6 protein-coding genes and 1 pseudogene are annotated in these 9,651 nt (G+C 70.6%); 2 read left to right on the forward strand and 5 right to left on the reverse strand.

Annotation, left to right across the window (positions count from 1 at the left end; all coding sequences use genetic code 11):
* The 3 genes and pseudogenes from VFZ20_RS26225 to VFZ20_RS26235 all read right to left on the reverse strand — a co-directional run.
* Positions 1-3,874, reverse strand: a pseudogene (locus tag VFZ20_RS26225) (hypothetical protein); the annotation flags it as partial.
* Between the two features lie 122 nt (positions 3,875-3,996).
* Positions 3,997-4,650 (reverse strand): M23 family metallopeptidase, encoded by a 654-nt coding sequence (locus VFZ20_RS26230; RefSeq protein WP_329686925.1) that lies wholly within the window; start codon positions 4,648-4,650, stop codon positions 3,997-3,999.
* Positions 4,651-4,706: 56 nt separating this feature from the next.
* Positions 4,707-5,735, reverse strand: a complete 1,029-nt coding sequence (locus VFZ20_RS26235) for a hypothetical protein (RefSeq protein WP_329686926.1) — start codon at positions 5,733-5,735, stop codon at positions 4,707-4,709.
* Positions 5,736-6,090: 355 nt separating this feature from the next.
* On the opposite strand from VFZ20_RS26235, the gene VFZ20_RS26240 reads away from it, so the two are divergent.
* A complete protein-coding gene (locus tag VFZ20_RS26240; protein ID WP_329686927.1) occupies positions 6,091-7,188 on the forward strand; it encodes a type IV pilus twitching motility protein PilT in 1,098 nt (365 codons plus the stop codon).
* Positions 7,189-7,291: 103 nt separating this feature from the next.
* Positions 7,292-8,155: a hypothetical protein gene (locus tag VFZ20_RS26245; protein WP_329686928.1), complete on the forward strand. Its 864-nt coding sequence runs from the start codon at positions 7,292-7,294 to the stop codon at positions 8,153-8,155.
* Here VFZ20_RS26245 and VFZ20_RS26250 read toward each other — a convergent pair.
* Together VFZ20_RS26250 and VFZ20_RS26255 are read right to left on the reverse strand one after the other, a co-directional pair.
* Entirely contained in the window at positions 8,105-9,058 is a 954-nt protein-coding gene (locus VFZ20_RS26250; protein ID WP_329686929.1) for a hypothetical protein, read from the reverse strand. The two genes, VFZ20_RS26245 and VFZ20_RS26250, sit on opposite strands and share 51 nt — an antisense overlap.
* Positions 9,055-9,651: hypothetical protein (locus VFZ20_RS26255; protein ID WP_329686930.1), on the reverse strand; the 597-nt coding region annotated here is incomplete at its 5' end. The genes VFZ20_RS26255 and VFZ20_RS26250, both read right to left, overlap by 4 nt.

The raw sequence follows: 9,651 nt of genomic DNA on the forward strand, positions 1-9,651 counted from the left end.
ACCTGTCGACGACACGCCCGTCCGCGCTTTCGCCCGAGCCGGTCGCGCGGTAGCGCCCACCCTCCAGCGCCGCCACCTGGATGGCCGCTGTCGGCGGAGCGTCGGCCACAATGATGGTGTCGTACGCGCGCCGCCACGCACCCTTGTCGTGATTGCGGTACGCGGAGGCGCTCGTCCAGCGGTCGTAGGCATCCTGGACGTGGAGGGTGATCCATACCGCGTCCGGGACCCAATGGGGCCCGCCGTCGAAGGCGCCGGTGGCGTCTGCAAGGTTCACGTTCAGCACGAGCGGGTGCTCCGCGAGGCTGGGGCTCACGGGCCACCCGAACGCGGCAGTGCCGGTCGTGCTCAACACCCTCCACCGGCCGTCTTGGGCTTTCCCCACCGCCGCCGGGAAATCCTGCGCGAACGAGTAGGTCCCCCACGCGGGCGTGGTCCCTGAGTTCCCGGTATAGGTGATGGTGGCGGGGCGGTCCGGGTCATCCGTGTTGTGCAGCGCAACGCGGAAAACCGCGTACGCCTGCTTGATCGGCACGTCACCGGCCGAGGCGCCCAGGTCGATCTCCCACCTCGCGTTTCCGTGCTCCCGGTCACACTGGTTGTCCCACCACACGTCGAGGCACCAGTCCTGGTCCGTCCACCACCCACGGTAGCGCCACGCGAGCCGCGCCGAGGTGGGCCGGAGGGTGGTTACCGGCCGGCAGGTCGGGTCGCTGCTCCGGCCGGCCGCGTCCACCACCGTAAGGCACACCTCGAATGTCCCCTGGACGTCGTATGCTCGCCGCACCACCGGCACGGTTTCCTCGTCGCGCGCGGTTTCCCAGGTGCCGGTGTAGACGAACCGGCCCTGCCCTGGATCCCACCGCTGCATGAAGAGTCCCCACGTCCAGATGTAGCGGACGATCGGTTCGTCGATCGGGCTCTGCGAGCGGCTCGCGTCGAACGTGGCCCACTTGCGCACGTAGACGGGCGAGGAAGGCACCCACTCTGCGACCGGCCGCACGTCGCGCACGATGGTGTGGAATGTTCCTTCCGCGCGCAGTTCGGCCTGGCCTTCGTCATAGACCACGGCGCTGACGCGCGTCCCAGGCGATGCGCGAAGCGCATGTAGTGTTTCTGTCAGCCGGAACGTCTCGCGTGGGCGGACGCGGATCCCACACCGGGGGCCGGATCCGCCGACCTTGACCTTCTCGGGGTCCGCGGAGACGAAGTCCACGCAGAATTTCCGCTCGCCGTTGCTCGTGTTGCGAAAGACGAATCCGAGTTGCCGCTGGTCCCCCTGGTCCGAGTGAAGAGGGGTCGGCGGGAGCTCATCCCAAACTGGCGCCTGGAGAACGAGCTCGGCCGTGACAGCCAGGGTTGCGGATGCCGCGAGCGGGTCCGGGGCATTCGCCTCCGCGGCCAGCGTGACGACGTTGCTCTGGCCCGCGAGGGCGTCCGCGTCCGCCGTATACGCTATGGGGACACTCACGGCGGCTGAGGACGTGCCCGCCGGCGTCACCGTGCTGCAGGGCGGCGCCGCCGGCGCCTCTTCAACAACCGCACCCGGCGCGGCGCTGCCCGCGGCAACTCCCGTCCGGAAGCAGAACTCCACGGGGACGTTGCTGCGGTTGACGAGCATCGCGGTGTCCGTGACCGTGCTTCCCGGCCGGATGCTTCGCGCCGGCTTCCAGGTGAGCGAGGGCGGCAGGTACACGGTGTTGACCGTGACCAGAAACCGCGCCTCCCCCGTGCGCGCGGGCTGCTCGGAATCCACAGCACCGAGGACTACCGTGCCCTGCGCGCGTCCGATCGCCCCGGCGGGAACCGCGGCCTGCACGAGCACGTCGGCCGAGGCGAACGCGGGCAGGGTGACGGCGCGGGGCTCAGCCGGATCGGCAACGGCGGCCGCGTTGGACGTCGACGCAGTGAACGTGAACGTCCGGGCGAGGTTGCTCCGGTTGGTAAGCCGGAAGACCACCGTGCTCGTGCTGCCAGGGTTCAGCCAGAGGTCCGCGGGGGCGGACAGCACCGGATCGCGAACGTCCGCGGCGGTGGTGACTTCGAAGGCGGCGTTCGTCCGGTGCGCCGGGCTCAGCTTGTCGTTGACAGCTAGTACCGGCGCCGCCTTCGAGCCGGCGAGCGACCCTTCGCGGACGCGGTAGCGCACCGTCACCGGCCGTGCCTCGAAAGCGCCGAACGTCACCTCACCTGCTCCGGCGGCGGAGACGACCGCCACGTCAGCCTGATCAGGAACGGTGGGCTCGATCGTGAGGACGCGGGGCGCATTCGTGGCGTTTCGCACCGTCCACGTCGCGACAAGCTCCTCGCCGGGACGCGCGGATTGCGCCCCGGGCGGGCTCACCTGTGGAGCGGCCAGGACCGTGTTCGTTCCCACGGTGACGGCCGCCTCGGCGCGATGAACGGGGGCTTCACGGTCGACCGCCGACAGCGTCAAGGCACTGGTCTGCCCGGAGAGCGCACCCGCGCGAACCCTGTAGGTAACAGCCACCTCCAGCGCCTCGCCGCGCGCGATCGCCTGCGGCCCGGTGCCGCTGGAGCGGACGATCTCCAGATGCGACGGGTTCGCGACCGCGGGCGACACCTGGTAGTTCCTCGCCTGGTTGCTCACGTTGCGGACCGTCCACGCCAGCGTGAACTCCGTGCCGGGGTCCGCGGTTCGAGCCGCTGGCGGCGTGATCACCGGCGGGGCGAGCACCGCGCGGGTTTCGGCGGCGAGCGCCGCGGAGGCGCGATAGGCGGGGGCCTCCGCGTCGAACGCACCCACGACCACGTTGCTGCGCGTCCCGCCGTCCACCTCGGTGGCCAACCGCAGGCGCGCCCTGACCACACGCGTCTCGCCAGGAGCGAACGGCCGCCTCCCCGCGCCGCTCACCGACACGAGCCGCACGTGCCCGGGCGAGCTCGGCGCGATCGTGATCATCAGCACGCGGGCGGCATTGGTCCGGTTCGTCACGGTCCAGACGGCCTCAAACTCCTGGCCCGCGTCCTCCACCCGCTCGGCCGGTCCGTCGAGCTCGACGGAGGGGTTGGCCAGGAGCAGCCCAGCCGAGACGGTGAACGTCCCAGTTGCAGACCAGCGCTCGTCGCCCGCGTCGATCACCCGCAGCGGGATCACGGACGATGCATCCGCGAGCGCGTCGGAGGCGACCTGGTACGACAACGGCACGGCCCGCGGGATCCCGGGCGGGAGCGTGACCGGCTCCGGCGCCCCCGGCGCGGGCACCACGGCGGGGCTGCTGCTCCCAGTCTCGAACCGGAACGTCCGCGGGATGGGGCTCCGGTTGACGACCATGAACGTCTGCGTGCGCGCTTCCCCGGGAAGCGCCGTCTGGGCCGCGGGGTTATCTACACCCGGGCTGGCCAGCGCGAGGTCGTTCTCCGCCGTGTCCGGGGGCGAGGGCGGCTCGATGCGGAAGGTATCCGTGGACGGGGCAGGCGGGAGCTCCGGTGTCAGCGCGAGTGCCGTGTCCCGCTCCTGGCCGCCGGCGTAGCAATCCGACTTGTTGCGTGCCACCGCCGACGACCGCGAGTAGTCCAGGGCGCAGAGCTGGCCCGTCGCCACGTGCCGGAGCCGGAGGTACACGCGTTCCCCGGTGACGGCCTGCGAATCCACGGCGATCCCGGAGGAGATCGGGAGCCCGCGCGCCAGCAGGACATCGAAGGCCGGGTACCGGCCCTCGGTCATGTAGGCCTGCTCCCAGACGTTCGCGGCATTGTGCAAGTCGTTTCTGAGCACGGCTTCCGCCCGCCGCACGCGCAGCGCGTGGGCGATGTCGGGCCCGGCCATCGCAAGCAGGATGGTGATGAGGAGCACCGCGCCGATCACCTCGGCGATCGTGTACCCGGCGCGGCGCCGGGATGCCGGATGCATGGGTCTCCTTTCTGGTGTCGGAAGTCCGGGGCGCACGGGGCGCCCCGCAAAAGGAAGCGGCCCGCCGCCGTCTTCGGCGCGGGCCGCTGGGGATTGATGGTGTCGATCGTGTACTGCGGGCATCAGTCTGCTCCGAGCAGCGCGTCGGCCGCGAGCCGGCCGGGCGGCAGGAAGTCGATGGGATCTCGGCGCCAGCCCTGAAAGAACACCTCGTAGTGCGTGTGTGGCCCGGTTGACAGACCCGTGCTTCCGACGCTGCCGATCACGTCACCGCGACGGACTGCCTGCCCCGGCCGCACGGCGATCCGGGACAGGTGGGCGTAGCGCGTGATGAATCCCGACTCGCCGTGGCGCAGGTCCACGGTGAGCCCGTACGTGGGATGGGACGCCGTCGCCAGCACGGCGCCGTCGGCGGCTGCATGCACGGCCGTCCCGTGCGGCGCGGCGATGTCCAGGCCGACGTGCGGGATCACCCGCTGCTTGATCGGGTGGTAGCGACCCGGGCTGAAGGCGCTCGTGATCACGCCGCCCGGTACTGGTGACGCGCTCGGAACGAACCGCAGCAGCTCCTCTGCGCGCCGCGCGACCGCCTGCTCCCGCGCGCGAAGCGCCGCGTAGTGCGCGCGAAACGCCTGGGCTTCGTCCGTGGCGCCGGCGGACGGCATCCCCAGGCGCCTCTCAAGCCGGCGGAGCCGAGCGTCCACGCTGTCGAGCACGGCGTGCATCTCCACGTCCGCCGCCGGCGTGCGCCCGAAGCTCGCGCTGGCGGTCGCCACCACCGCCAAAGCCAGCCCGGCAGCCCCCGCCGCGCGCCGCCTCACTACGCGCCTGGTCACTGGCGCCGGAGCGGGACGGGGTCGGCCGGCCGCGTGGGAACGCTCACCAGCTCCGCTTCGGGCGCGGCCGCGCCTTCGGGCCAGCGCACCACCACCCGGGATCCTCGCTCCCCGAACTGCCGGGTAAGCGGGAGGACCTGCCCCTCGCCAGGTCGGACGGTGTGCGCCTCCGTCGCGAAGAAGTGGCCATCCGCCTTGCGCGCTACCCGCGAGACGAAGACGCGGTCACCGTCCCGCTCCACCAGCCAGAACCCCGCGCCGGCGGCGAGGTCCTGCAGCGGGAACAGCAGCGCCTTGCCGTTGTCCACCGGGGCAGTCCCGGGGTCCAGGACGGGCTCGACCGGCAGCCATCCCAGGCGCGCCCGCGCCAGGGACGAGATGCCGCGCGAAAACGTCGAAGGAAAAAACCGCTCGCCGGGGTCGAGTCCGAGGGCGTCCAGCCAGAGCCCGATCGCGGGGCGTACGTCAGCCACCTCGCTCCGGGACAGGCAGAGGACGTGGATGGCCCCGCTCCGGACGGGCCCGGCGGGCGTGGAAACGGTGAAATCCTGGCGCAGGGTGACGCTCGGGAACGAGACATCCGACTCCACCACCAGCACGAGGAAGTCCAGGCGCCCGTCGTCGTCGCGTGAAGCCGGGATACCGTCCGGCCCGTCGTTGTCGAAGCGGGAAAGGTCCGTTCGCTCCGCCACCGTCTCGAGGACCGCCTGTGCGAACGTCATCAGCTGCCGCGGGGACGGGGAGGCGGAGAGGACGTTCTGGCGCGAGTCCACGAGCGACGGAAGCACCTCGAAGCTGGGCCTGAACAGCCCACCGGAGACGCTCCTCATCTGCTCCACCAGCGTGGGGCCGGCCGTCCCCGGCTCCGGGCCGAAGAACTCGCGGGTGAGGGCCAGGTCGTCCCGCAACGGGATCCTCGGGCCGAGCGACACCGGGATGACCAGGCCGTGCACGGGGCCGATGCCGGGCATTCCGCCGCCCGGGAGCACGCCGGTTCCCTGGCTGGCGGTCAGCCCAGCGGGCATCCCGGGCACCCCCGCGGGAAGCGCGGCGCCCGGGCGGCCGGTCGCGGTTGCGGGGAGCGCGGGCGTGGCGCGGAGCGTCGCGTCCTGCGCTCCGGGGAGGGGGCCGGGCGAGAGGAACGGGCCTTCATCGGCTCGGAACGCCGCCCCGCGCCCGCCGAGCGTTCCGCAGGCTGAGAGCAGCGCGAGGATACACGCGGTTGCCGTTGCCCGCGTCGTCCAGGTGAGAAGTGGATGGTGCATCTCGGGGAAGCTCAGGCATGGAACTGCCCGCGCGAACCGTCCACGCGGGTGAGCGGTACATGGGCTGGTACCCCGGGTGCTTTCCACCGGACGACGAACCTCTCCGTCAGCCCCCATGCCGCACGCGAACCCGATCGACGTCTACCTCGAAGCCGTGGTCCTCAGCGATGGATCGGACCTGCACCTGGTCCCAGGCGGGCTGCCGCGCGTGCGGTGCAACGGCCGCGTCGTCCCGGTCCGCCGGAGCGAGGCGGACGGCGTGCGCGAGCTGACGCCGGACGAGCTCCGCGTTCTCATCCTGGGATCGATGCCCCGGCACCTCCACGCGCGCTGGGAGGCGGAGCGCGAGGTGGACTACTCGTACGACGCCGGCGAAACCCTCGGGCGCTACCGAGTCAACGCGTATTTCGAGCAGCGCGGGCCCGCGGCGGTGTTCCGGCGGGTGCCGCCGCCGCCGTCCGGCATGGACGAGCTGGGGCTGCCCGCCTCGGTGAAGGGCCTGCTCGACCTGCCGAACGGACTCGTCTTGGTGGTTGGCCCCACTGGCGCGGGGAAGTCGACGACGATGGCCGCCATGATCAACGAGGTGAACGACCGGCGCGCGGGGGTGATCCTCACCGTGGAGGACCCGGTGGAGTTCGCGTTCCAGGAGCGCGGCTGCGTGATCTCGCAGCGCGAGGTGGGATCGGATGCCCGGTCCTACGCATCCGCGGCGCGCGCGGGGCTGCGCCAGGACCCGGACGTGATCGCCCTCGGAGAGGTTCGCCAGGCGAGCGTACTTCGGCAGGTGCTGGCGCTCTCGGAAACCGGCCATCTCGTCTACACGACCGCGCACGCGAAGTCGGCGCCCGGCGGGATCGCGCGGCTCCTCGGACTGGTGGGGCCGGCGCGCGAAGAGGCCACGCGCCGGCAGCTCGCGGGCGTGATCCAGGGCGTGATCGCGCAGACGCTGGTTCCGCGCGCGGATGGCACGGGACGGATCGCGGCATTCGAGGTGCTGCTCCGGAGCAGTTCCACCGTGAACAAGATCAGGGACGGGAACCTGCCGTCCCTGAGGAGCGACTTGGGTGACCGCGCCTCGGGGATGGTCACGCTGGAGCGCTCCCTCGCGGAGCTCGTCATCCGCGGAGAGGTGCGGGAGGAGGATGCGATGGCACATGCGAACGAGCCGGATTCTCTCATGGCGGAACTGCGCTCGATCATAACGGGATAGATCCTGCAGACGATCATCCGGTGAGGGGCAGGAAAACACCCACAGATGTCGGAAGAGCAGAAGCGATGATCATCGTGGAGATCACTCCCACCAGCGTCGCTGGATGAGCGAAGAAACCGCGCAGAAGCTGTTTACAAGGCACCAGGACGCCCTGAACCGCGCCATCCTCGCGGCTGATTGGGCCCGGCTCACGTCCGACCTGGCGAAACCGATCGCATCCGAGATCGTGGCGATCCCTGCCCTGCATTCACGTCTGCGCAGATCGCGCGGGAACGCCTATTCACGCATCGGTGATGTCGACTCCGCGGAAGTGGAATACTCGAAGGGCTTCGGGGACGCTCCCTACTCCGTCAGGGGGGATTATCTCCTGGACTGGGCAATGGCCTCGTTCACGCGGCTCTTCCTGCCAGGCACCACGGAAGCAAAGCGCTCCGCATGCGGACGGTGCATCCACGTGCTGGAAGCGGCGGATGATCAGGCGGATTACATGCGGGACGCACCGTACCTGCTCGCCAGCACTCACTCGATTCGAGCTTTCGTACACACCTATCTCGGTGAATCCGGGAGCGCCAGGTCCGACCTCGAGTCGATCCGTCCGCCGACGCTGCCCCCCGGGTCCACGGATGACCCGGAGCTGGCCTCTTTTTTCAGTCAGTTTCCCAAGGCACTCGCCGCGGCGCTGGAACAGCGGAACAAAACGCTCCTCCGCTCGATCTGCTCAGCGGTGCTGACGGGCGGCGAGAGTGCGCGTCTCGACGTGACATCCCTCCCAGCGGGGGAGTATTTCGCCACCGCGCTGCTGCTGCGACGGGATGTACCCAAGTTCCATGACAGCTGGTGGGGCCTGGTCCGTCTCGCGCACGAACTCGCACCCGCCTTCCCGGTTCTCAGGCAGTTTGCCGCCCGTATGCGAACCTCAGCGGACTTCGCCCGGATCGCTGGCTACGTCAACTCGGCGGTCCGCTGAACGGTCACCTACGTCCCTCCGCAGGAGTTCGGTCAGTCGGCCCGCCTCTCCCGCCCGTCCAGCCCGGCGGAGGGCGTCGATGGCCTCTGCCCAATGCCCGCGCGGCAACCCCGCCGAGAACGCGCTGACGTACGCATCAGCGGCGGCGTCCTCCTGGCCAGGAATCGAGGCAAGCAGACGCGCCGCTTCGAGTGCTTCCGCCGCTGTCGCGCGTGAGTGGCTGGCGGCGGCCCAAAGATTCTCCGCCGCCACCAGCGTGTCGCCGAGCGCGAGGCGTCCGCGCCCGCGCAGGAGTAGAACTTCCGGGGCCGGGTCGGAAACACGGTCGGCGAGCGCCAGCGCCCGCACCGCGTCCCCGTCCCGGAGCGCAGCACCGGCCTCCGCCACCACCTCCTGGGACACCACCGCGCCTGCGGGGGCCCGAACGCGGCCTGTCGAGAAGAGCGTGATCGCTGCCGCACCGGCGATCGCCACCGCCGTCAGAATCCGCGGCTGCAGGCGCCGTTGAACCTGTGCATCGTTTCGTACTTCGCGCGCGGGTGACGGAAGCGGAACTCGGGGGACGAATGCGCACCGGTCCAGCTCGGGCACGCGGGTGGGAAACTGCGGCACCGGAAAGCCCAGGGCATCCGTCTCAACTTGGCGGGCGCCATGCGGAACGGCATCAGGTAGGTCCGCATCACCCTGTTCCGCTGTGGCCCCGGCGCTGGCGGTTGCAGACCTCGTAGCACGGATGCGGTGGTAGGCGAGAAGGACGGACGGCACCGCGTCATGGGACGCGGCGCGCGATGCCCACCCCAGGAGGAGCATCGCCTCGCGGCTCCGTCCGTCCGCCGCATGGCGCTCTGCGTCGGCTAACAGGCGGAGGACGAACGCGTCCCTGGCCTCGTGTACCGGAATCATCCGCCGAGGGCCGCCGCTCGCGCGGCCAGCTCGGGGAAGTGCACGTGCGCGGGGTGAGCCAGCACTCGCGCGAAGCAGGCGCGCGCCGCGTCAGCGTCGCCAAGCGCCTGGGCGGCGACGCCGTGCCAGTACACGACGCCAAGAAGCGCATCGGCATCGCGCGCGAAGATCCGCTCGGCACGCGCGGCCGTCGACACTGCCTCCGTGTACCGCTCCGCCGAAACCAGCGCCTCCATCAGTCCTTCGCATGCCGCCAGGCGCAGGTCGGGGATCTGCATCGCGGCTGAAAACATGATCTCCGCGCTCTGGTACTGGCCATTGTTGAGGAAGGTGGTGGCCGTCGCGAAGAGCAGCTGTCCCTCCTCGTCGGTCACGGTCGCCAGCATCTCCTCCACCAGCCGCTCGCGCAGCAGGTCGGCGTCGCTCAGGTCAGCTTCACTTGCCACGATGCGCACGCGGCCGCGGAAACCCGCTGGCGCTGCGGACGCGGGGAGCGCTGCGTCGTCGAACACAACCACGTCGTGCGGCGGATCCTCATCCGATGTTTCGCGATCTGCACACGCAGCTGTGCTGAACGGGCTTTCAGTCGGGAC

This window comes from Longimicrobium sp. (assembly GCF_036280135.1).
Taxonomy (GTDB): domain Bacteria; phylum Gemmatimonadota; class Gemmatimonadetes; order Longimicrobiales; family Longimicrobiaceae; genus Longimicrobium.